Source organism: Streptomyces sp. NPDC005423 (assembly GCF_040606415.1).
Taxonomy (GTDB): Bacteria; Actinomycetota; Actinomycetes; order Streptomycetales; family Streptomycetaceae; genus Streptomyces.
On sequence record NZ_JBEXET010000017.1, the window covers coordinates 16944 to 37293 of the forward strand.

Consider the following 20350-nt stretch of genomic DNA (forward strand, 5'->3'; position numbering starts at 1 on the left):
CATTCTCGAACGCGCTCGAACGGGGGGACCCCCGACGGGTGCCGGAAGGGGCGGCTCGGACCGTGTCAGCTCGCCGACCTGGAGATCATCCCGCGCGTCTGTGCTGTTTGGGACGAGATCGTTTCTCGACGTACATCCGTTCGTCAGCGGATTTCAACACCTCGTCCGCCGTCTTGCCGCAGTGTGCCCATCCGATGCCGAAACTCGCCCCGACCCGCACGGCGCGCCCGTCCACCCGGATGGGCTGGATTATCTCGTTCCGCAGCCGTACGGCGAGGTCCTGGGCGTCGGCCTTGCCGAGCCCGTCGGCCAGCACCACGAACTCGTCGCCGCCCAGCCGGGCGACCGTGTCGCCGTCGCGCACGGCCCGGCCGAGCCGCCGGGCGACCTCGATGAGGACCGCGTCGCCCGCATTGTGCCCGAACCGGTCGTTGATCGACTTGAAGCCGTCGAGGTCGCAGAAGAGGACCGCGAGCCCCTTGGTGCCGTCGTCGCGCTCCCCCTCGGGGGCGATGGCGTGCACATGGTGGTCGTAGGCGTCCAGGACGTCCGCGTCGGACCGGAAGTCGAAGCCGCTCCCGGTCGCGGGCGCGGTCCCGTCGTAGGCCGGATGCCCGTACGCGGCGTCGATGGACTCGATCTCGCCGGGGTGCGTGGAGTGCGGGCGCTGGCAGATGCGGGAGGAGAGGCGGGTGCGCAGCTCCGCCGAGTTCGGCAGGCCGGTCAGCGCGTCGTGCGAGGCCCGGTGGGCGAGCTGGAGCTCGCGGCGCTTGCGGTCCTCTATGTCCTCGACGTGGGTGAGCAGGAAGCGGGGTCCGTCGGCGGCGTCCGCGACGACCGAGTTGCGCAGCGAGACCCAGAGGTAGGTGCCGTCACGGCGGCCGAGCCGCAGCTCCGCGCGTCCGCCCTCCGCCGAGGTTCTCAGCAGGGTGCCTATGTCCTCGGGGTGCACGAGGTCGGAGAAGGAGTAGCGGCGCATCGCGGAGGCGGGCCGGCCGAGCAGCCGGCACAGGGCGTCGTTGCTGCGCAGGATGCGGCCGTGCTGGTCGCCGCCCATCTCGGCTATCGCCATGCCGGAGGGCGCGTACTCGAAGGCCTGCCGGAAGCTTTCCTCACTGGCGCGCAGCGCCTGCTGCTCCCTTTCGAGCCGGACCAGGGCGCGCTGCATGTTGGCGCGCAGCCGCGCGTTGCTGATCGCTATGGCCGCCTGGAACGCGTACATCTGGAGCGCCTCGCGCCCCCACGCGCCCGGCCGTCGTCCGTTGCGCGGCCGGTCCACGGAGAGGACGCCGATCAGCTCGCCGCAGGCGTTGCCGGGGCCGCCGGGCGTGTACATGGGCGCGAAGAGCCGGTCGGCGGGGTGCCATTCGTCCTCGAAGCGGGGCGCGGGACCGTCGGTGTACCACTGCGGTACGTCGTCCTCGTCGAGGACCCAGCCCTCGGTGTGCGGGATGAAGCGCAGATCGCCCCAGGCCTCGCCCATGGTGAGCCGGCGCTCCCAGGAGGGGCGCGAACCGACCCGGCCGGTGATGAGCGCCTCGGCGGCCGCGTTCCCGGCGAAGGCGGCGACGACCAGATCGCCGTCCCCGCGGACGAGGTTGACGCAGGCCAGCTCGTAGCCGAGGCCGTTCACGACGCCGTCCGCGACGGTCTGCAGCGTGTCCGCCAGGCTGCGGGCCGTGTTCATGTCCGCCATGACCTGATGCAGCTGTCGCAGGGTCGTGAGGCGGACGTAGGGTTCCGACTCGGTCTCCATGCTCGCCCTCCCCCCGAGACCTCGCAGCGAATCAAGGGTTCTGTTCGGCGCTTCCTGTCCGTGCTCTTGTCGGCGCTTCTCGTCGGTGGTGCTCTTGCATCCTCCCCGCCACTGAATCACAGCGCGCTGCCCACTCGGTACACAGGGTCAACAATTGATGCCCCTTGTGACTCAAGTCACAGCGAAACATGAACAATTGAGTGGAGATTCTGCATTTTCTCTGTGCGCTTCCTGATCGCAAAGTTTGTCGGTGGGGGACATGATGCACGAGATCGTCGTCCGCTGGTCCTAGGTCCGGAACAAGACCGAGGTCCGATGCGGGCGCGGGGACCGGAGACTAGCGTTCCGAAGGTGTTGAACACTCCCCCCGCCCCGTCTCCCGCCCTCGCCGCCGCCCCCGCCGGGCATCCTGTGGGGGTGAGCAACGACGAGTTCCGCGCCGCCATGTCCCGGCTGGCCGCGGGCGTGGTCCTGGTGACCGCCCACGAGCCGCCGCTCGACCCGGACGACCCGCACGCACCGGACGGCGAGGACGTGGGCATGACCGCGACCGCGTTCCTGTCGGTTTCCCTGGACCCGCCGCTGGTCATGGTCAGCCTGCGCGAGGGCTCCCGGATGGACGACCTGCTCGACGAACAGCCCCTGTGGGCGGTCTCGGTCCTCTCCGAGAGCCAGCGCCACATCGCCGGCCGCTTCGCCATGAAGGGCCGCATCAGCGACCGCCTCCTCTTCGACGACATCCCCTACGCCCGCGGCGGCGCGACCGGCGCCCTCTTGGTGCGCGGCGCCCTCGCCACCCTGGAATGCCGCACGGAGCAGCGGGTGCCGGCCGGCGACCACGTCCTGGTCGTCGGCCGGGTGCTGACGGCGGAGGTGGGCAGCGCGGACGCCGGACCGCTGGCGTATTTCCGGGGCCGCTACCGGCAGTTGGGCTGAGGGGGCCGCGCCGGGACACGCGGCGGGCGGGACGGGAGGGGCAGCAGGGACAGGAAGGCGACGGTCCGCTAACCCCAGTCGCGGCCGGAGCGCCCCCGCTTGGTGTCGGAACGCTGCTTCTTCTCGCGCAGCCGCCGTTCGTTGATGCCCCGGGGAATGCGGGTGGCCCGGCGGGGCCTGGGCGGCGGCGCGGTGGCCTCGGCGAGGAGCGACGCGAGGCGCACGGCGGCGGTCTCCCGGTTGCGCCACTGGGAACGGTGCTCGGAGGAACGGACGGTGACGACGCCGTCGACGAGCCGCGCCGCCAGCCGCTCCAGCGCCCGCCGCTTCCAGACGTCGGGCAGCGCCTCCGTCCCGGCCAGGTCGAACCGCAGCTCCACCTGGGTGTCGCTGGTGTTGACGTGCTGTCCGCCGGGCCCGGACGACCGCGAGAAACGCCACATCAGCTCGGCCTCGGGCAGGGAGACGGAGCCACGGATCAGATAGGGACCGGACATGGCCCCATGGTCGCGCGTCCATCCGGCCCACGTCACCCCGATTACCCCAGGTGTTCCGGGTAAAGGAAGTAAAGCCACCGGAACCTTTGACACCCCCCTTGGCGTTCATAGAGGTACCGGTAGCTTCGTCCACAGTGCGAAGCCCGCACCGCAACGAGGGAAGGACTCCCCACAATGGCTGTAAGCCTGTCCAAGGGTGGCAACGTCTCGCTCACCAAGGAGGCTCCGGGCCTGACCGCCGTCACCGTGGGCCTCGGCTGGGACGTCCGCACCACCACCGGCACGGACTTCGACCTCGACGCCTCGGCGATCGCGGTGAACCCGGAGGGCAAGGTCTACTCGGACGGACACTTCGTCTTCTTCAACAACAAGCAGACGCCGGACCAGACCATCGTCCACACGGGCGACAACCGCACGGGTGAGGGCGCCGGCGACGACGAGGCGATCAACGTCAACCTGGCCGGCCTCCCGGCCGACGTCGAAAAGATCGTCTTCCCGGTCTCGATCTACGACGCCGAGACCCGCTCGCAGAACTTCGGCCAGGTCCGCAACGCCTACATCCGCATCGTCAACCAGGCCGGCGGCGCCGAGATCGCCCGCTACGACCTCTCCGAGGACGCGGCCACCGAGACGGCCATGGTCTTCGGCGAGCTGTACCGCAACGGCGCGGAGTGGAAGTTCCGCGCCGTGGGCCAGGGTTACGCCTCCGGCCTGGTCGGTATCGCCCAGGACTTCGGCGTGACCGTCTGACGGACACACGGCGCGCGCGACGCGACGCGCGATGCGCGATGCGCGGAAGCCCCCTGCTGCGGTCGACCGCGACAGGGGGCTTCCGCGCGCCAGGGAACTCCCCCTGCCCGGGCACGCCGCCCGAACGCGACATTCCCGGCACCGGCTAGCGTGCCCCCATGTTCCTCGAATCGCTCTCGCTGACGGACGACGGTGCCTTCCCCGGTGAGCTGCTCACCGAACTCACCGCGCTCTACGCCGCCGACCATCGCTTCCACGCGTACACCGGGGAGTTCACGGACCCGCACGACGTCCGCCCGGAACAGGCGGCGACCGCGCTGGCGGACGAACTGGCCCGCCCCGGGGCGCGGGTACTGGTCGGGCGGAGCGCCGGACGACTGACCGGAGTCGTCATCACCCTCGCCGGACAGGACGGCCCCGACGCCGATCCCGATCCGTGGATCGGGCTGCTGATGGTGGACGCGGGCGCGGGCGGTCAACGGCAGGGAGGCGTCCGGAAGTTGCCCTCCCGGGCCGAGGAACGGCTGCGGGCGGACGGCCGGTACGGGAACGCGGACGCGGACACGGGCGGGAACGCGGAGGCGGGCGCGGGCGCGGGCTCAAGGGTTGGGGCAGGGGCAGTCGGTCAACGGCAGGACGCCGCAGGGAAGTTGGCCTCCCTGGTCGAGGAACGCCTGCGGGCGGACGGCCGGTACGGCGTGCGGCTGGCCGTGCCGGAAGACAACGCCGACGACCTCGCCCTCTGGACCGCCCTCGGCTACGAGGTCGTCGGCCACCGCGAGGACCGCCGCCCCGGCCGCCGCCGCGCCGTGCTGCGCAAGGTCCTGCGCACCCCCCGCCGCGCCGCCCGGGTCGCCGTACTCGACCCCGCCGGCTCCGTCTTCCTCTTCCGGTACGACAACGACGAGGTCGGCGCCCACTGGGCGCTCCCCGGCGGAGGCATCGAAGGCGCCGAGACACCGCGCCAGGGCGCCCTGCGGGAGTTGGCCGAGGAGACCGGCTGGACCGACCTGCGGCCCGGCCCGCTGCTGTGTACCTGGGAGCACGACTTCACCCGCTTCGACATCCCCGTCCACCAGCACGAGCACATCTACGTCGCCCACGGCCCGCACCGCGAACCCACCGGCCCCCTCGCCGCCGCCCACGCCGAGGACGGCATCCTGGACTGGCGCTGGTGGCCGCGAACGGAACTCGCCACCACGACGGAGGCCGTGTGGCCACCCGAACTCGCCCGCTACCTCGACGAGTTGGAGGAGGGCAAGCTGGGCGCATGGAGCGGATGACGCCGGCCGGCCCGACGACCGCGCCGAAGCCACGCCCCCCTTGCTCCCGGAACCGTCGTCCCCTTACTCGTGGGCCGGCCGCCCCTTGCCGTAGAGCCAGTCCTTCCAGATCTCGTCGAAGTCCTTGCCCGGGGCCTTCTTCTCGACGTACGCCGTGAAGTCCGCGGTGTTCGCGCTGCCGTGGCGGTGGGTGGCCGCCCAGCCCGTGAGGATGGCACGGAAGGCCGCGTCGCCCACGGTCAGGCGGATCTTGTGGAGGACCATCGCGCCGCGTTCGTAGACCGGGCTGTCGGAGATGTGGGCGGCGCCCGGCGGGTCGGCGGGCGGGAAGGTCCAGGCCGACTTGCGTCTGTAGTTCGCGTCGAAGCTCTGCTGTGCCGTGTCGCCGCCGTGGTCCTCGTCCCAGAGCCACTCCGCGTAGGTCGCGAACCCCTCGTTGAGCCACATGTCGCGCCAACTCTTCGGGGTGACGGAGTCGCCGTACCACTGGTGGGCGAGTTCGTGGACGAGGGTGCCGGTTTCGGGGGCGCCGGGGAAGACGGGGCGGTTCTGGGTCTCCAGCGCGTAGCCGGCGTCCTCGGGACGGTCGACGATCGCGCCGGTGGACGAGAAGGGGTACGGACCGAAGGCGGCCTCCTCCCAGGCGATGATCTCCGGCAGTTTCGCCAGCACCTTCCGGCTCGCGGCCGCCTGCTGCGGGTCGACCGCCACGTAGACCGGGAGGCCGCTTCTTGTCGTCGTACGGCTGATGTCGTAGTGGCCGATCGCGACCGTGGCGAGATAGGTCGCCATGGGTTCCGCGGTGTGCCAGGTGTAGGTCGTGCGGTTGCCGCGCGTCGTCGGCCCGGCTGCCAACTCCCCGTTGGACACCGCCTGCAGCCCCTTCGGAACCGTCACCGCGATGTCGTACGACGCCTTGTCCGAGGGGTGGTCGTCACCGGGGAACCACGCCATCGAGCCCGTCGGTTCGCCGAGCGCCAGCGCGCCGTCCGCCGTCCGCAGCCAGCCCTCCCGCGAACCGTCCGGGTCGGTGATCGTCACCGGAGTGCCGGAGTAGCGGACCGTCGTACGGAACGTCCTGCCCTTGCGCAGATCCTCCCGCGGGCGGACGGTCAGTTCCTGGCCGGAGCGGTTCCAGCGGGCGTCCTTCCCGTCGACGCCGAGCGAGCGGACGTCCATGCCCTCGAAGTCCAGGTCGAACGCGGAGAGGTCCCGCGTCGCCCGGGCCGTGATCCGCGCCGTGCCGGTGAGGTGGTGGGTACCGGGGTCGTAGGCGAGGGCCAGGGCGTAATGCGTGACGTCGTAGCCGCCGTTGCCCGCCTTCGGAAAGTACGGATCGCGCACACCGGAACCCCCTGGCGTGCCCCGGACCCCGACCCCGGCACACGCCGTCAGGGCAACGGCCAGCACAACAGCCAGAACGGCAGCCGGGACGGAGGCGGCGGGGGTGAGCCTGGACGCGAACGGCACGGGTCGGTACACGACCGCGATCCTACGAGCGCGAGCCCCACGGTGAACACGAGCGGACGCAGGGAACATGGGGAACGGGTGCGTGCGGAGAGCGCCGAGTTCGGGGGGCGGCGGGGGGAACGGCGTTCACACGAAGAGCGCCGAGTTGGCGGGGGCGGAGGGGAGGCGGCATTCACACTAGGAGCGCCAAGGTCGCGGGGCCGGAGGGGAGACGGCGTTCACACGAGCGAGGGCCGTGAACGCGGGTAACTCTATGAACACCGGCCAGGGCTGTGTTTGCGAGGAGCGTGGGTGGAGGTGAGCGGCGCCGAACGCGACCAGCTCCGAGTTAGCGAGAAGCGGCGTATTCGCGGGCCGGCGCTGTGAACGGGAAGACCACTGTGAGCACGAACCAGCGCAGAGTGCGCGAAAGGCGTCGTAACCACGAACAGCGCCGTGAACGCGACATACGCCGTAAGCCCGAGAAGCGCCGTGCACAAAAGCAAGTCCCGTGAACCCAGTTGACCCGTAACTCTCAGAAGCCCCGCGCACACAAGCCGACGCCGCGAGCACAAGCAACGCGAGGAACGTCCGGCGGCGCGATCGATAACCCAGCCCTCCAAGCCCCCAAGCCCCGATACTCCGCCACGGCGCGACACGGCGATACGGCGATACGGCGATACGGCGATACGGCGATACGGCGATACGCCAACGCGTGCCCGCAGGCCCGGCCCCGCAGGGAGCGGACGCGGGTACCCGGCGGGGCGCGTGACACCATCTCCTACGTGCTCGACATCGGCTATGCCCTCTCCAACCGCTTCCCCGACCCCCCGCAGACCGACTACCGGCGCGCGGACGTCCGCGCGCTGCGGCACGACTTGTTCTGCGGTGACGTCTACCTCGCCGACACCAAGGCGGACCGGGAGCTGTCCACGGCGTGGGGGTGGGTGCCGGTGCTCGATTTCGCTTGGGCGCTGTGCGACATCGTCGAGCGGATCGACCAGGACCCGGCGAGGTCGCGCGCGTCCCGGCCCCAGCGGGCGGAGCTGGATTTCACCGAGTCCACGGACCGGATGCTGTTCGAGCGGCGCTTCGGGTGGGTCGACGTCGAGGCGGACTGGATGCGGCGGGACGAGAAGGCGCTGACCTTCTCGCACGCCGAGCTGCGGCGCGAGGCGCGGGACTTTCTGCACGACCTGATCGCCGATCTGGTCGATCTGCACGAGGAGTTGGGCGAGAATCCGGCGGTCTGGACGTTGCAGGCCCGGTTCCCCAGGGTGCGGTGAGCGTCCCTGCCGGGGCCCGGGTCGAAAGCGACGCCCCCCATTCCGTCCCCGTCGCCGCCCCTACCCCTCCCCGTCCCTGCCCTCGCCTCTTGTCCTCATCCCTGCCGCTGCACCCATCCCTAACCCCTACCCAGCCCCCACCCCGTCCCCCGCCCCCGTCTATCCCTCCACCCGGATTCCCAGCTGTCCCGCCAACACCGGTGCCAGGTCCAGTAGTTGGCTCATGCTGATCACCGCGCCCGCCAGCCGCTCGACTCCTCGCGCGATCTCCAGTTCCGCCGCCCCCCGCAGATCCACGTCGGTGAACGTCACGTCGGTGAAGTCAGCCCCCTTCAGCGTGCAGTCCAAGAACTCGACCCGTTCCAGCCGGGCGCCCATGAAGTCCGGCTCGACCAGGACGCAGCTCTCGAAGACGACGTCCCGGAGCCGGGCCCTGCGCAGGTTGAGATAGTCGATCTTGCCGCCGCGGATCACCACCCGCTCCAGCACGGCGCCGTGCAGCTGGACCCCGCCCATCCGGGTGTCGATCAGTTCGACGTCACGCAGGGTGGACTCCGCCAGGTCGGTGCCGACGCCCCGTATGCCGGTCAGGACCGAGTCGAGCACGCGCGCGTGGTGCAGCCGCGTCTCGTCCAGGGCGCAACCCGTCAGCGCGCAGTCCATGAAACGGGCGCCCGCGCCGTCCTGCCCGACGAAGTCCTGCTCCTGGAAGTCCAGCCCGTCGTAGTCGCCGTCCGGCTCCAACTCCCCGCCGCCGTACGGCTCAAGACCGGGCAACCGCACCTCCGGCCGCCGGGCCGCCTTCACCGCCGTACGCGAACCGGACCCTTCGGAGGCACCGGCCCTGTCGGTCCGCCCGGTCCGGGCCGCCCCGCCCGTCGCTTTCCTCACCATGGCCCCATCCTGCACCCCGCCACTGACAACCGGCCCGGCCCGGCCCCGCCACACGGGACGCGCCGACCACCCGGCGCGCTGCCCCTCGGCACCCAGCGCTCATGAGGCCGGGGCGCAGAGATCCGGAAGCGGACACCCGGCAGCGGAGACACCGGAGCGAACACGCGGAAGCGGACACCCGGCAGCCGAGACCCGGAAGTGGCGACCCAAGAGCGCGCAGTCTGGGGCCGGAGGCGCTGGGATGAAGGCGCCGCGCGGATGCGCTACGTACTGATTCATGGTGTTCTGACCAGATGAGTGTCACCCGTTCAGGTGAACCCGGAAGGGCCGCCGCCGCGGAGCCCGACCCCCGGCGCTGGTGGGGTCTGGTGATCATCGCCCTCGCGCAGCTGATGGTGGTCCTCGACGCGACGATCGTGAACATCGCCCTCCCCTCCGCCCAGCGCGACCTGGGGATGTCCGACGGCGACCGGCAGTGGGTGATCACCGCGTACACGCTGGCCTTCGGCGGACTGCTGCTGCTGGGCGGGCGGGTCGCCGACCTGGTGGGGCGCAAACGGACGTTCATCATCGGCCTGATCGGTTTTGCCGGCGCCTCCGCGCTCGGCGGCGCGGCCACCACCTCGGGGATGCTCTTCGGCGCCCGCGCCCTCCAGGGCGTCTTCGCCGCCCTCCTCGCCCCGTCCGCGCTCTCTTTGCTGACCACGACCTTCACCGATCCCAAGGAGCGCGGAAAGGCCTTCGGGATCTACGGCGCGCTGGCGGGCAGCGGTTCGGCGATCGGTTTCATCGCGGGCGGGCTGCTGACCGAGTACCTGAACTGGCGCTGGTGCCTGTACGTCAACATCCCCATCGCGATCGTCGCGGTGGTCGGCGCGTTCGCCCTGCTGCACGACCGGCCAGGCCACGAGGGCGTCCGGCTGGACGTGCCCGGCGCGGTGCTGGGCTGCGGCGGTCTGGTGGCGATCGTCTACGGGTTCAGCGAGGCGGAGCCGCGCGGCTGGACGGACCCGGTGGTGCTGGGTCTGTTCGCGGCGGGTGCCGTGCTGCTGACGGCGTTCGTGTGGTGGCAGAACAGGGCGCCGAGCCCGTTGCTGCCGCTGCACATCATCAAGGACCGCGACCGGGCCGGCTGCTTCCTCACCATGGGCCTGGCCGTGATCGGCATGTTCGGCATGTTCCTGTTCCTGACCTACTACCTCCAGGTCATCCTCGGCTACTCGCCGGTCAAGACGGGCATGGCCTTCCTGCCGCTGACCGTCGCGATCATCATCGGCTCGACCCAGATCTCGGCCCGGCTGCTGAACCACCTCCCGCCACGCGCCCTGATGGTCCCCGGCATGATCCTGGCGGCGGGCGGCATGGTCTTCTTCACCCAGCTGACGGTGAACTCGGACTACACCAGCGAGATGCTGCCCGGGCTGCTGCTGATGGGGCTCGGCATGGGCCTGACCTTCATGCCGGTGTTCGCCACCGCCACCGCCGGGGTCGCCCCGCAGGACGCGGGTGTCACCTCGGCGACCGTCAACACCGCGCAACAGGTGGGCGGTTCGATCGGCACGGCACTCCTCAACACGATCGCCACCACCACCAGCGTGACGTACATCGCCGCCCGGCTGCACGACCCGGCGAACGCGGCGCGCAAGGCGCTGGTCACCCGCGAGGGCATCGTGCACGGCTACACGGTCGCCATCTGGTGGGCCGTCGCCGTGATGCTGCTGGCGGGGCTGGTCGCGGGGCTGATGGTGACAGCACGCGCGCCCCGGCACGGGGCTGCGGCCGACGGGGCACCCGTACCCGAGTCGGTCGCCTGATCTCCGAAACCGCACGGCCGTCATGCAGCACTGCTGCCACAGCCGCCGAGAAGCCCCGCGATTGCGGCCGGTGCCCGGGGGGCGAGGTCCGCGTGAAGCCGCCGCCGTACGCGACACAGGTCGGCTAGTTCCGCATCAGCGCGACCACCGCCTCCTTCGGATTCCAGGCTTTTCCACAGCCTCTGACCAGCGGATAGCAGGCGAGGCCGATCACCACGGAGGTGAAGTGCCCCAGGTCGGTGAAGGTCCGCCCGGTCGCCAGCGGCACGCCGTAGATCAGCAGCACGACCACCAGATACGGGTACCGCCACGGCACCGCGATCCGGTACGCCAGTACCCCGACGACTCCTGCCAGCGCGTAACTGACCCCGATGTCAAGGGTGTTGACCGCGGACCGGGGTGCCACCCCATGCTTGACCGCCCACAGGAGGGCGCCCTCGCTGATCAGCGTCGCCAGGACGTGCGCGGCCACGCACACCAGCAGCCAGCGCGCCGTACCGATCCAGCGTTCCGCCTGGGCGTGGAAAACGGTGAACAGCACCGCGTACGGCAGCCACTTCCCGCTGTCGATCCACATCGCGCTGGCGAAGAGCACCCGCACCGGATCGTTCGACAACTCATGGAGGTTGGTCGACCGCTGCCGCAGGAAGTCCGTCTCGAACTCAGGTGACATGCGATGGAGGGCGACCGTCGTCAGGAACAGGATGCCCAGCCACACGTACGTGCCGGGGGCACTGGCGACGTACGTCCACACCCTGTGGAGACCCCGGCGCATTCGCATGTGCCGATTCACGCACGCCGGTATCGTCCCGTCCGTGATCGACATCCCGGACGGTCTGGTCACCGCGCAGGTGAGGCACAACGGGCAGGCGGGCCGCGACTTCCTCGCGCGGCTCCCCGAACGTGCCGCCCGCTTCCTGGACGAGTGGTCGCTACGGCGCGACGGTCCCCCGGCGCACGGCGTCTCCGCCCTCGTCCTGCCGGTCGTCCGGGCCGACGGCAGCGGGGCGGCCCTCAAACTCCCGTACCTGGACGAGGAGACCGCAGGCGAACCGGCCGCCCTGCGCACCTGGGCCGGGGGCGGCGCCGTACGGCTGCTGGACCACGACGCCGGGACCGGCACCCTGCTCCTGGAACGCCTCGACGCGTCCCGCCCCCTCACCCGCGAACCGGACACCCGTACGGCCGTCCTGGTCATCGCCGACCTGCTCGCCCGTCTTACGGCGTTCCCCGCACCCCCGGACCTCCCCCGCCGTCTCGGCGACCTGACCAGGGCCATGCTCGCCGAGGTCCCCCGGGCCCTCCCCCGCCTCCCCGACCCGGCGGACCGCCGCCTCATCGAGGACTGCGCCGCCGCCGTACGCGAGGTCGCCTCCGCGCCGGGCGACCGGCTCCTGCACTGGGACCTGCACTACGACAACGTCCTCGCCGCCGGTCGGGAACCGTGGCTGGCCATCGACCCCAAACCCCTCGCGGGCGACCCGGGCTTCGAACTCCTCCCCGCACTCCGCAACCGGTTCAACCCCGCCGAGATCACCTGGCGTTTCGAGGCGATGACGGACCTGCTCGGGCTGGACCGGGAACGGGCGCGGGCCTGGACGCTGGGGCGGGTCCTCCAGGACGCGCTGTGGGACCTGCGGGAGAACCGGCGGCCGGCGGCCGGGCGGCTGGAGATCGCCCGCAGGCTGCGGAAGGGCGCCGGACCGGCGCGGTGAGGGGTCCCGCGCGCGCTTCCGGGTCACCGGACGGTGAAGCCGGCCGCCTTGGTGTCCAGGGTCGTGGTGCCGTCCTGCGCGGTGGCCAGGACGGCGACGTGCCACGCGCCGCGCGGCGACGAGGAGGCGTCGGCATCAGTGAACCGGGCGGTGTAGGCGCAGCGCACGGTCTCCTTGCCGGCGGACTCGCAGACGGCCGCTTCCACCTCCGCCATGTCCTTGGCCGTCAGCGGCTTCTTGGCGAAGGCCGAGTGCGCCGGCCATGCCAGCACCTTCACGCTGCTGACCCCGGACGACGCCGTGACGTCCGTGGTGAAGGCGAGCGAGCCGGCGCGGTGGGCGGCGGGGGCGGTGTAGCGGGCGGTGCTGTGCGCGAGCACCGGGGGCTGCTCCCCGGCGTAGGCGAGGGCGAAGGCACCGGCCCCGCCGAGGACGACGACACCGGCGGCAACGGACAGGGCGACACGTCGGGACATGGGTTTCTCCGTGGTTGTTTCGGCACTGGATCGGACCGGCGCTGCTCGACCGCGCCGCTGCACCGATCCTGGCCGCACGGAGTGCGACGGGGATGAGCGCCGGTACTCAACCGCCCTGAGTAGGCCCGCCACGCGGTACTCGGCCCCGCGGCAGGGAGAAGGACTCGGGGAAGGAGAAAAAACGTAAGAGAGAAGAGAAGAGGGGAGGAAAGGAGCGGAGCCGCGCGGGTCAGCGGCGGCGGGCGCGCCCGGGCTCGGGCTCGGCGGGGCGGCGGCGGTTGCCGTGCCAGTCCAGGAGCAGGACCGTGGCGTCGTCCTTGAGGTTGCCGTAACAGGCGGCGAGCACCGCGCCGGTCAGGCTCCGGACGGCTTCGCGCGGGTGCAGCGCGCCGGTGTCCCGGATGACCGAGGCGAGATCGACGGCGGCCGCACCGCGGTCCTGCATGCCGTCGGTGAGCAGCACCAGGCGGTCCCCGGGCTGGAGTTGGAGCTGCTGGAGGTGGTAGCCGGTGGGGGCGGCCACACCGAAGGGCAGGTTGACGGCGAGTTCGACCTCTTCGACGGTGCCGTCGCGCAGCCGCAGGGGGCGGGGGTGGCCGGCGTTGACCAGTTCGCACAGGCCGGTGTCGAGGTCGACACAGAACAGCTGCCCGGTGGCCAGGCCGCGGCTGTGCGTGAGCAGTGCCTGGTGGGCTTGGTGGGCCTGCTTGACGGCGTCACAGCCGCCGCGGCGCGCCTGTCTCAGCGCTCCGACCAACAGGGTGGCGAGCAGGGCGGAGTTGGTGTCGTGGCCCATCGCGTCGGTGATGGACAGGTGCAGGGTGTCGCGGTCCAGGGTGTAATCGTAGGTGTCGCCACCGATGTCGTCGGCCGGGATCAGCCCGGCGGCGAGGGTGAACTCGGCCGCCTCGCAGCAGGGGGCGGAGGGAAGCAGCTGGTGCTGGATCTCCGCGGCCAGACTGGTCCGGGTGGTGCGCCGGCCCAGATGGTACAGATCGGTGAAACGGCGGTCCGTGACGATGATGTAGGCCAGCGCGTGGGCCGCTTCGCGGACCTGCCGGAACACCGTGTCGTCGGCGGCCTGCAACGTCACCTCCAGGACGCCGATGCGGTCGCCCCGGTTGGTGACCGGCGTGATCACGCGCCGGCCGCCCTTGCCGTCCGCTTCCACATGCTGGCGCTGGCTGGTCAGGACGTGGTCGTAGACACTGCCCCGCAACTCGATCGGCTCGCCGAGATCCTCGTCGGCGTCGCCGGCCGCGACCAGCCGTACCAGCCGCTCGCCGATGAGGTCGGCGAACAGGAAGGAGACGCGCTCGGCACCGAACCGCTTCTGCAGGTCGTGCGCCACCACGTCGACGGACTCCCCGGGCGGGGCCGCCTCAGCGGCGGCCAGCAGTTCGCCCAGTTCCAGATCTCCACCGTCCACGACAACCTCCCATCGGCTGCCGCACCTTCTTCCCCAACTCTCCGCAACCTCACCCCCTGACTTCATTCTGCCTGGTCAGGAGGGGTGAGGGACGGGCCCTACCGGGGGTCGAGCTCTACCCAGAGCGTTCCAGACGATTCTCGCAACCGAACGTCATCACCGAGCAGTTCCACCGAACATTCACAGAGCCCCCTGTCGGATTCGAACCGACGACCTACGCATTACAAGTGCGTTGCTCTGGCCAGCTGAGCTAAGGAGGCGTGCACGGGTGTGAGCGCGTGCCCGTGCAGTGTACCCAGGTCGCCGGGGGCCCCTGGCGGGAGTTTCCGCGAAGTTCGGGGTCGTCCGGGTACTGACAGAACAGGTGAACGCCAGGTACCGTCCTGACCCAGTTCACCCGTGTGGACTACATCCACCACCTTCCTACTCGGATCGTCCGGCACGTTCCTGCCGGTAGAAGGGGTCCTTCACCATGGCCACTGTTTCGTTCGACAAGGCGACCCGGATCTACCCGGGTTCCGAGAAGCCCGCCGTAGACGCGCTGGAGATCGAGATCGAGGACGGGGAGTTCCTCGTTCTGGTCGGCCCGTCCGGCTGCGGCAAGTCCACCTCGCTCCGGATGCTCGCGGGGCTCGAGGACGTCAACGCCGGCGCCATCCGGATCGGCGACCGTGACGTCACGCACCTGCCGCCGAAGGACCGGGACATCGCCATGGTGTTCCAGAACTACGCGCTGTACCCGCACATGACAGTCGCCGACAACATGGGCTTCGCGCTCAAGATCGCGGGCGTCAACAAGGCCGAGATCCGCCAGAAGGTGGAGGACGCGGCCAAGATCCTCGACCTCACCGACTACCTCGGCCGCAAGCCGAAGGCGCTCTCCGGCGGTCAGCGCCAGCGGGTCGCGATGGGCCGCGCCATCGTGCGTGAGCCCCAGGTCTTCCTCATGGACGAGCCGCTGTCGAACCTCGACGCCAAGCTCCGCGTCTCGACCCGTACGCAGATCGCGTCGCTCCAGCGCCGCCTCGGCATCACCACCGTCTACGTCACCCACGACCAGGTCGAGGCCATGACGATGGGCGACCGGGTGGCGGTGCTCAAGGACGGTCTGCTCCAGCAGGTCGACTCCCCGCGCAACATGTACGACCGTCCCGCCAACCTCTTCGTCGCCGGCTTCATCGGCTCCCCGGCCATGAACCTGGTCGAGGTCCCGATCACCGACGGCGGTGTGAAGTTCGGCAACAGCGTGGTGCCGGTCAACCGCGAGGCCCTGAAGGCCGCCACCGACAAGGGCGACCGCACGGTCACCGTGGGCGTCCGCCCGGAGCACTTCGACATCGTCGAGCAGAACGGCGCCGTCGCCTCCTCGCTGACCAAGGACTCCGAGGACGCCCCGGCGGGCCTCGCCGTCACCGTGAACGTCGTCGAGGAACTGGGCGCCGACGGGTACGTCTACGGCAGCGCCAAGGTCGACGACACCCTCACCGACCTGGTCGTCCGCGTCAGCGGCCGCGCGGTCCCGGACAAGGGCGCCACGCTGCACGTCGTGCCGCGGCCGGGCGAGACCCACGTCTTCTCGACCTCCACGGGCGAGCGCCTCACCGACTGAGCGACCGACTGGACGTGGTGGCCGCGGTGGGTGGCTGAACGAGCATGCGGGGAAGGGCTTCGCGGGTTTCCGCGGGGCCCTTCTCCCCGTTGCCGGCAAGTACCCCGGCAGACCGGTCATTTCGAGCGGTGTGCGTCAACCTCGTACCCCGTAGGAGCTACCGCCGCATCCCCCGAACCGGTGACTGCATGTCGCCAAAGCATTACCGGGCGCTACCCTCTCACGCGTGAAGCACTCCACTAACCATCAGACGCGACGCGGCCAGGGCCCCGCCCGCCGGGTCGGCCGCACCCTCGCCCTCGTCCTGCCCGTCGTCATGGTCCTCTCCGGGACCCTGGCGGTGACCCGGGTCAACTGGTCGGGGAGCCCCTCCAGTTCGATGCTCACCGCGACCGACGTCACGGCGGTCGGCGTCTCCTCCCGGGCAGCCGCACGCGCCCCGCAGGACGTGCTGCGCGACCACCTCCTCACCGAACTCCAGGAGCGGGACCCGGGCGTCGTCCTGACCCACCTCCAGGAGGCGGTCAACGGCCATCCGTCGCTCGCCACGCACTGCTCGACCATCGCCCGCGCCCTGGGCCGCGCCGCGGTCCGTATCTACGGCGCGACACGTGCCCAGTCGTACGCCCGGCCCGTGTGCGACACGGCCTTCGCGTCCGGGGTCATGGCGGCGCACAGCTGACCCACCCCCCGAACGAAGGTCCGACGGGTACGGAACCTCGACACCTCGGAATCTCCGCGTTTCCGGACCGCCGAACTTCCGAACTACCGAACTACCGAACTTCGGAAGAAGGTAACGGCTGATCAAGGAACGGCTGCGGCCGAAAATCCCGGTGCGGGCGCCACGTACAGTTCGGGCATGACCGATCCGAACGCCGCGTCGCGCCCCACCCAAGCCGTCATCCTCGCCGGCGGCCAGGGCTCCCGACTGCGTCCGTACACCGACGACCGGCCCAAGCCGATGGTCGAGATCCCCGGCACGGGGACGCCGATCATCGGCCATCAGCTCGTCTGGCTCGCCGAGGAGGGCGTGACCGACGTGGTGGTCAGCTGCGGCCACCTCGCCGAGGTCCTGCAGCAGTGGCTGGCGACGGCCGACCTGCCCGTCCACGTCACCACCGTGGTCGAGACCGAGCCCCTCGGCCGCGGCGGCGGTCTCAAGTACGCCGCCGCGCATCTGCCGCACCCCGAGCGCGCCTGGTACGCCACCAACGGCGACATCTGGACCCGGTTCTCGCTCCGTGACATGGCGGACTTCCACACCGAGCGGGACGCCGTCGCCACCCTCGCGCTGGCCCGGCCGCGCATCCCGTGGGGCGCCGTGAAGACGGACGGCTTCGGCCGCATCACCGACTTCATCGAGGCCCCGCCGACGACGAACGAGATCAACGCGGGGGTCTACGTCTTCTCCGCCGGCTTCGCCGACCTGCTGCCGGCCCGCGGCGACCACGAGCGCACCACGTTCCCCCGCCTCGCCCGTGAGCGGCGGCTGGCCGGCTTCCCGATCCCGCAGGGCGCGTACTGGCGCGCCATCGACACGGCCAAGGACCTGCGGGAGGCCGCGAAGGAACTGGCCGCCCTGGGACGGTAGGAAACCCGCCCGTACGCCGAAGGGGCCCCGCACGTGGATCGTGCGGGGCCCCTTCGTTCGCCGTCGTCGGGTCAGCCGGTGGGCGGAGGCAGCAGGCCACCCACCGGCCCGGCTACCCCAACAGGCCGCCCACCAGGCCGGGTTGGCCGGAAGAGGTGGAGCCGGAGCCAGAGCCGGAACCGGTGGAGCCGCTCGTGCCGGTGGAGGCGCCCGCGCTGCCGCCCGACGTGGGGCCGGAGCTGGTGCTGGGGGCCTGTCCGGCCGGAGGTGGCTGCCGGGGCGGGATCCGGCCCGTGGTGCTGCCCTGGCTGTGGCTGGGGGCACCGCCGCCGGTCGCCGGGGCGGAGGAGCTGTGGACCGCGCCCGGGGTCGTCGGGGCGCCGGAGGGAGTGGCGGAGGAGGCCGGGCGGGTGGGCCGGCCGGAGGCCACCGGGCTCTCGCTGTGCCGCTCGCCGGGCTCCTGCGGGAGCGGGGCGCCGGGCAGTTCGTTGCGCGGGGCCTCGCCGGGGCGGGGCACGACCACCCGGTCCACGTCGCGTACGGCGCCGCCGAGCAGCGAGCCCGCGAGCAACGTGACACCGACCACGACGGCCGTGACGAGGGCGCCCCGGCGCAGGACGTACCCGCGCAGTTCCCAGATGTCGACGCGGGGGCCGAGGGTGCGCCAGGCGCCGCCCGCGAGCCGGCCGTCGACCGAGTAGACGGGGGCGCCCGCGATGATCAGCGGGGACCAGGCGGCGAGGTAGATGATGTCGGGCGCGTCGTAGACCGGGACGGTCTTCCAGCTGACGGTGACGATGAGTGCCGCCGAGAGCAGCGCGCCGAAGACGGCGGAGACCCGCTGCCACAGGCCGAGCACGGTCAGTACGCCGACGACGACCTGGAGGAAGGCGATGACGAGGCCGGAACCGACGGGGTGCTGGAGGGCGAACTGGCGCAGTGGCTCGGCGACTTCCCACGGATGCAGGGTGTTGAGCCACTTCGCCATCGAGCCGCGTTTGCCGCCGTCGAAGTAGAGGGGGTCGCACAGCTTGCCCATGCCGGCGTAGATGGAGATGAAGCCGAGGAAGATGCGCAGCGGGAGCAGGACGACGCCGAGGTTCATCCGGCGGCCCGGGTAATAGGCGTGCCGTACCGGCTCGTTGGAGCGCCGCCTGGTGCGGTGCTCGCGCTCCGTCTCCTCGAAGTCGTCGAACTCCGGGCCCGCGTAGGCGGTTTCGTCGTAAGCGGACTCGTCGTAGGCCGATTCGTCGTAGGCGGCTTCGTCGTAGGCGCTGTCCACCGGCCGCATGGGCGGCAGCAGTCGGCCTTCGCCGGTGTCGTGGCCGTGGCCGCGCTGGGCGCCGACGACGGGGGTCTCGACGGTCTGCGCGGTCGGCTCGCCGCCGTAACCGCCGCCGCCCATACGGGGGATGACCTGTGTGGCGCCGAAGTCGCCGGTCGGGGCGTCACCGTGGCGGACGCCCGTGCCGCGCACGGCCTGGAGCAGCCGGTGGGCGCCGGTGTCGTCCGGGGCGGACCTGCCGCTCCAGACGACGGGCCGGCGGCGCGCGCCGGCGCCCGCTCTCGCCGACGAACCGGCGGGGATCCGGCCGTCCTGGGCGGCGCTCGGCTGCCGTGCGATCCGCGGGGACGGGGAGCGCGTCGAGGCGCCCAACTGCACGCGGAAGCTCGCATGATTGACGATGATCTGCGCCGGATCGCTCGGCACCTTCACCATGCTCAGCGCGGGAGCGTCGTCGAAGCCCGACGGGCCGTCCCCCGTGGGTGTGCGGGGTGTTCTGGTGTCCACACTCATCTAACCGAGTGACGTGTGTTTAGGACACTGCCTTGACTCGCCGGAAGTGTCCGGACCCCGTCAAGGTGGTGCCGGACGCCCCGAACGAACCGAGTGGGGGACGGTACCGAACGCCCGTTCAGGCGCGGCGGCGGGTCGCCTCGTAGAGGACGATGCCGGCCGCGACGCCCGCGTTGAGGGATTCCGTGCCGCCCGGCATCGGGATCCGCACCCGGAAGTCGCACGTCTCGCCGACGAGCCGGGAGAGGCCCTTGCCCTCGCTGCCGACGACGATGACGACCGGGCCCGCCAGCGCGTCCAGTTCACCGATCTCGGCCTCGCCGTCGGCGGCGAGACCGACGACCGTGATGCCCGCCTTCTTGTACGCCTCCAGGGCGCGCGTCAGATTGGTGGCGCGGGCGACGGGCGTACGGGCGGCGGCGCCGGCGGACGTCTTCCAGGCGCCGGCGGTCATGCCGGCCGCGCGCCGCTCGGGCACGACGACGCCGTGGCCGCCGAAGGCCGAGACGGAACGGACGACCGCGCCGAGGTTGCGCGGGTCGGTCACCCCGTCGAGGGCGACGATCAGCGGCTCCTCGCCCTGGTCGTGCGCCTGGGTGGCGAGGTCCTCGGGGTGCGCGTACTCGTACGGCGGGACCTGGAGGACCAGGCCCTGGTGGTTGAGGCCGTTGGTCATGCGGTCCAGCTCGGGGCGGGGGGCCTCCATGAGGTGGATGCCACCGCGCTCGGCGGCGAGCTGGAGCGCCTCGCGCACCCGCTCGTCGTTGTCGATGAACTGCTGCACGTAGAGCGTGATCGCCGGGACGCCCTCGCGCAGCGCCTCCACGACCGAGTTGCGGCCGACGACCATCTCGGAGGTGCCCTTGCCGCCCCGGCCGCGCGGCGGCGGACGGCGCGTGGCGTCCTTGGACTTGGCGCCCGCGATGCGGTTCTTCTTGTGGCCCTTGCGCATCTCGGCGGGCGGGGTGGGGCCCTTGCCTTCGAGGCCCCGGCGCCGCTGGCCGCCACTGCCGACCTGCGCGCCCTTCTTGCCGGACATGCGGCGGTTGTTGGCTGCCATGACCTAC

The 20350-nt window shown here is 71.3% G+C and carries 18 protein-coding genes and 1 tRNA gene; 9 read left to right on the plus strand and 10 right to left on the minus strand.

The features are described from left to right. Positions 1-85 precede the first annotated feature (85 nt). Positions 86-1756 carry a diguanylate cyclase CdgB gene (cdgB, locus tag ABZT12_RS19370; protein ID WP_356385534.1) on the minus strand — a complete coding sequence of 557 codons (1671 nt, stop codon included), beginning with the start codon at positions 1754-1756 and terminating at the stop codon, positions 86-88. Positions 1757-2107: 351 nt separating this feature from the next. On the opposite strand from cdgB, the gene ABZT12_RS19375 reads away from it, so the two are divergent. Next, positions 2108-2692, plus strand: a complete 585-nt coding sequence (locus ABZT12_RS19375; protein ID WP_356385538.1) for a flavin reductase family protein — start codon at positions 2108-2110, stop codon at positions 2690-2692. Between the two features lie 68 nt (positions 2693-2760). On the opposite strand, the gene arfB is transcribed toward ABZT12_RS19375, so the two are convergent. Then, on the minus strand, positions 2761-3189 hold the full coding sequence (gene arfB / locus ABZT12_RS19380; protein WP_356385541.1) for an alternative ribosome rescue aminoacyl-tRNA hydrolase ArfB: 429 nt from the start codon (positions 3187-3189) through the stop codon (positions 2761-2763). A gap of 174 nt (positions 3190-3363) precedes the next feature. Here arfB and ABZT12_RS19385 point away from each other — a divergent pair, with 174 nt between their 5' ends. Continuing rightward, positions 3364-3939, plus strand: a complete 576-nt coding sequence (locus ABZT12_RS19385) for a TerD family protein (RefSeq protein WP_356385544.1) — start codon at positions 3364-3366, stop codon at positions 3937-3939. 158 nt (positions 3940-4097) lie between these two features. Then, a complete protein-coding gene (locus ABZT12_RS19390; protein WP_356385547.1) occupies positions 4098-5222 on the plus strand; it encodes an NUDIX domain-containing protein in 1125 nt (374 codons plus the stop codon). A gap of 63 nt (positions 5223-5285) precedes the next feature. Here the strand turns inward: ABZT12_RS19390 and ABZT12_RS19395 are convergent, their stop codons facing one another. Next, the gene (locus tag ABZT12_RS19395) at positions 5286-6566 is read right to left on the minus strand and encodes a M1 family metallopeptidase (RefSeq protein WP_356385550.1); all 1281 of its coding nucleotides are present in this window, start codon (positions 6564-6566) and stop codon (positions 5286-5288) included. A gap of 890 nt (positions 6567-7456) precedes the next feature. Here ABZT12_RS19395 and ABZT12_RS19400 point away from each other — a divergent pair. After that, entirely contained in the window at positions 7457-7957 is a 501-nt protein-coding gene (locus ABZT12_RS19400) for a hypothetical protein (protein ID WP_356385553.1), read from the plus strand. A gap of 159 nt (positions 7958-8116) precedes the next feature. On the opposite strand, the gene ABZT12_RS19405 is transcribed toward ABZT12_RS19400, so the two are convergent. After that, positions 8117-8851 carry a pentapeptide repeat-containing protein gene (locus ABZT12_RS19405; RefSeq protein WP_356385556.1) on the minus strand — a complete coding sequence of 245 codons (735 nt, stop codon included), beginning with the start codon at positions 8849-8851 and terminating at the stop codon, positions 8117-8119. 293 nt (positions 8852-9144) lie between these two features. Here ABZT12_RS19405 and ABZT12_RS19410 point away from each other — a divergent pair, with 293 nt between their 5' ends. Next, on the plus strand, positions 9145-10665 hold the full coding sequence (locus tag ABZT12_RS19410; protein ID WP_356385559.1) for an MFS transporter: 1521 nt from the start codon (positions 9145-9147) through the stop codon (positions 10663-10665). 124 nt (positions 10666-10789) lie between these two features. On the opposite strand, the gene ABZT12_RS19415 is transcribed toward ABZT12_RS19410, so the two are convergent. Continuing rightward, on the minus strand, positions 10790-11446 hold the full coding sequence (locus ABZT12_RS19415) for a rhomboid-like protein (protein ID WP_356385562.1): 657 nt from the start codon (positions 11444-11446) through the stop codon (positions 10790-10792). 34 nt (positions 11447-11480) lie between these two features. Between ABZT12_RS19415 and ABZT12_RS19420 the strand changes: the two genes are divergently transcribed. Beyond that, positions 11481-12380 (plus strand): aminoglycoside phosphotransferase family protein, encoded by a 900-nt coding sequence (locus ABZT12_RS19420; protein WP_356385565.1) that lies wholly within the window; start codon positions 11481-11483, stop codon positions 12378-12380. A 23-nt stretch (positions 12381-12403) separates the two neighbouring features. Here ABZT12_RS19420 and ABZT12_RS19425 read toward each other — a convergent pair whose 3' ends face one another. The 3 genes from ABZT12_RS19425 to ABZT12_RS19435 all read right to left on the minus strand — a co-directional run bounded on the left by ABZT12_RS19425 (position 12404) and on the right by ABZT12_RS19435 (position 14545). Continuing rightward, the gene (locus tag ABZT12_RS19425; protein WP_356385568.1) at positions 12404-12856 is read right to left on the minus strand and encodes a DUF5707 domain-containing protein; all 453 of its coding nucleotides are present in this window, start codon (positions 12854-12856) and stop codon (positions 12404-12406) included. A 229-nt stretch (positions 12857-13085) separates the two neighbouring features. Then, complete coding sequence (locus ABZT12_RS19430; protein ID WP_356385571.1) at positions 13086-14285, minus strand: PP2C family protein-serine/threonine phosphatase; 1200 nt, start codon at positions 14283-14285, stop codon at positions 13086-13088. A gap of 186 nt (positions 14286-14471) precedes the next feature. After that, positions 14472-14545: transfer RNA gene (locus tag ABZT12_RS19435), tRNA-Thr, on the minus strand. Positions 14546-14757: 212 nt separating this feature from the next. On the opposite strand from ABZT12_RS19435, the gene ugpC reads away from it, so the two are divergent. From ugpC to ABZT12_RS19450, 3 genes are all read left to right on the plus strand, one after another. Next, entirely contained in the window at positions 14758-15894 is a 1137-nt protein-coding gene (gene ugpC / locus ABZT12_RS19440) for a sn-glycerol-3-phosphate ABC transporter ATP-binding protein UgpC (protein WP_356385574.1), read from the plus strand. A gap of 226 nt (positions 15895-16120) precedes the next feature. Further along, positions 16121-16576 (plus strand): hypothetical protein, encoded by a 456-nt coding sequence (locus tag ABZT12_RS19445; protein ID WP_356385577.1) that lies wholly within the window; start codon positions 16121-16123, stop codon positions 16574-16576. Between the two features lie 177 nt (positions 16577-16753). After that, positions 16754-17485, plus strand: coding sequence for a nucleotidyltransferase family protein (locus tag ABZT12_RS19450; RefSeq protein ID WP_356385579.1), 732 nt, complete (start codon positions 16754-16756; stop codon positions 17483-17485). Positions 17486-17597: 112 nt separating this feature from the next. Here ABZT12_RS19450 and ABZT12_RS19455 read toward each other — a convergent pair whose 3' ends face one another. Both ABZT12_RS19455 and rlmB read right to left on the minus strand, forming a co-directional pair. Further along, positions 17598-19283, minus strand: coding sequence for a DoxX family membrane protein (locus ABZT12_RS19455; RefSeq protein ID WP_356385581.1), 1686 nt, complete (start codon positions 19281-19283; stop codon positions 17598-17600). Between the two features lie 118 nt (positions 19284-19401). Continuing rightward, positions 19402-20343, minus strand: coding sequence for a 23S rRNA (guanosine(2251)-2'-O)-methyltransferase RlmB (gene rlmB, locus ABZT12_RS19460; protein ID WP_356385584.1), 942 nt, complete (start codon positions 20341-20343; stop codon positions 19402-19404). Positions 20344-20350: the final 7 nt, after the last annotated feature.

Excerpts from the sequence above, each read along its gene's own strand:
- ugpC (WP_356385574.1), top strand. The coding sequence starts at position 14,758 with ATGGCCACTGTTTCGTTCGACAAGGCGACCCGGATCTACCCGGGTTCC.
- ABZT12_RS19385 (WP_356385544.1), top strand. The coding sequence starts at position 3,364 with ATGGCTGTAAGCCTGTCCAAGGGTGGCAACGTCTCGCTCACCAAGGAG.
- ABZT12_RS19425 (WP_356385568.1), bottom strand. The coding sequence starts at position 12,856 with ATGTCCCGACGTGTCGCCCTGTCCGTTGCCGCCGGTGTCGTCGTCCTC.
- ABZT12_RS19455 (WP_356385581.1), bottom strand. The coding sequence starts at position 19,283 with ATGAGTGTGGACACCAGAACACCCCGCACACCCACGGGGGACGGCCCG.
- arfB (WP_356385541.1), bottom strand. The coding sequence starts at position 3,189 with ATGTCCGGTCCCTATCTGATCCGTGGCTCCGTCTCCCTGCCCGAGGCC.
- ABZT12_RS19390 (WP_356385547.1), top strand. The coding sequence starts at position 4,098 with ATGTTCCTCGAATCGCTCTCGCTGACGGACGACGGTGCCTTCCCCGGT.
- cdgB (WP_356385534.1), bottom strand. The coding sequence starts at position 1,756 with ATGGAGACCGAGTCGGAACCCTACGTCCGCCTCACGACCCTGCGACAG.
- ABZT12_RS19405 (WP_356385556.1), bottom strand. The coding sequence starts at position 8,851 with ATGGTGAGGAAAGCGACGGGCGGGGCGGCCCGGACCGGGCGGACCGAC.
- rlmB (WP_356385584.1), bottom strand. The coding sequence starts at position 20,343 with ATGGCAGCCAACAACCGCCGCATGTCCGGCAAGAAGGGCGCGCAGGTC.
- ABZT12_RS19410 (WP_356385559.1), top strand. The coding sequence starts at position 9,145 with ATGAGTGTCACCCGTTCAGGTGAACCCGGAAGGGCCGCCGCCGCGGAG.
- ABZT12_RS19415 (WP_356385562.1), bottom strand. The coding sequence starts at position 11,446 with ATGCGAATGCGCCGGGGTCTCCACAGGGTGTGGACGTACGTCGCCAGT.
- ABZT12_RS19450 (WP_356385579.1), top strand. The coding sequence starts at position 16,754 with ATGACCGATCCGAACGCCGCGTCGCGCCCCACCCAAGCCGTCATCCTC.